Below are 1,405 nucleotides of genomic sequence, written 5' to 3' on the forward strand. Positions count from 1 at the left end.
TCGGACCTCTCCGACTCCGACGCCTCGCAGCGTGAGGCCAGCCGCGGCAACGTCGCCCGGGCGATCGTGGCCGTGCTCGATGAGCCGGGCACGGTGGGCCGGAAGATCGACTTCGTGGACGGCGACGTGCCCGTGGCCGAGGCCGTCCGCGGCGACTGACGCGCCGCCGCCGTCGTCGGCCCCTCCCACCCGCGCTTTCGAACGTGAAAGGGGGCGAATGGGGGCTTTCGAACGTGAGATAGGCCCTCTCTCACGTTCGAAAGCGCCGGGGACCGCCCTCGCTCAGGCCGGGCCGAGGCGGCGGTCCACGGTGCCGAGCACGCCCATGAGCCCGGTGAAGCCGGCCAGGATCCCGGCGAGCACGACGCCCACGCTGCGTCGGCCGAGCCGCGGCACGTCCAGGAACGGGTACGGGTACCAGTCGATGCGGGGCCCGCGCGCCATGGTCGCCGCCGCCCACATCAGCGGGATGACCGAGGCCAGCCCGGCGCGCCGCGGCGTGATCTGCCCGCGGGGGTCGCACAGCGCCCACACCGCCGGGGCGAGCACGGGGTTGACGATGTGCTGCAGCGCGTCGTTGAACCGGTAGAGGAAGGTGTCCTGCTCGCGGCCGCGCAGCACCGCGTTGTAGACGATCCCCGTGACCATCACCGAGCCGAGTCCGGCGGTGCGCACGGCCCAGAACGCGTCCGACGTGGGCGCCTCACGACGCGCGGCCAGCGTCAGCGACGTGCCCGCGACCAGCGCGTTGGACAGCCACGTGAAGTACGCCGGCTGGTTGAGGGCGTGGGACCAGCCCGCGGGGAACCCGCCCTGATAGCCGACGCCCGGGATCACCATGGAGTCCTTGGACATCCCGATGGGGAACGAGGTCAGGCACCCGATCAGCGGCAGTGCCCCCGAGACCTGCCACGCCAGGCGGGTCCGACGGTCCACCGGCGGCACGGGACGCGGCTGCAGCCGGGACACGACGGCGTGCGCGATCCGCCCACGGACCCCCTGCGGGGCGGGGCGGGTGCGGCGGAGGGAGGGCAGGCTGACGCGGAGGGTGGAAAGGGGCATGGGGGTCGTCCTCGAACAGCGGGGTCAAGGGATGAGACCGCCCATTGTCACATGAACAGCAGTTGAACGAAAGGGAGCGAGACGGAGAGCACCGCCACGCCCCCCCTCCTGCCCGCCCCGCCGCCTCAGTGGGCGCCGGCCTCCTCCAGCGGCAGGATGCGCTCCGGATCCTCGACCTCCACGCGCACGCCGTCCGCCTGCAGCCGGCGCACGCCCTCGGCGATCAGCCGCCGGCCGACGTCGTCGATCCGGTCCACCCGCGTGAGGTTGAGCACCACGGTGCGGATGGGCCCGTCGTTCTCATCTCGGGCGGCCACGGCGGCGGCCTCGTACACCGCCCCGC

Annotated in this window: 1 protein-coding gene and 1 pseudogene; both read right to left on the reverse strand. The window is 73.4% G+C overall.

Translation table 11 applies throughout. From position 1 onward, the window contains the following. Window positions 1-282 precede the first annotated feature (282 nt). On the reverse strand, window positions 283-1,062 hold the full coding sequence (locus tag D8M29_RS11750; RefSeq protein WP_100058928.1) for a Pr6Pr family membrane protein: 780 nt from the start codon (window positions 1,060-1,062) through the stop codon (window positions 283-285). Window positions 1,063-1,187: 125 nt separating this feature from the next. After that, window positions 1,188-1,405: pseudogene (locus tag D8M29_RS11755) on the reverse strand (glutaminase A); the annotation flags it as partial.

The sequence above is a fragment of the Micrococcus sp. HSID17227 genome (genome assembly GCF_003989405.1).
GTDB lineage: Bacteria > Actinomycetota > Actinomycetes > Actinomycetales > Micrococcaceae > Micrococcus > Micrococcus luteus.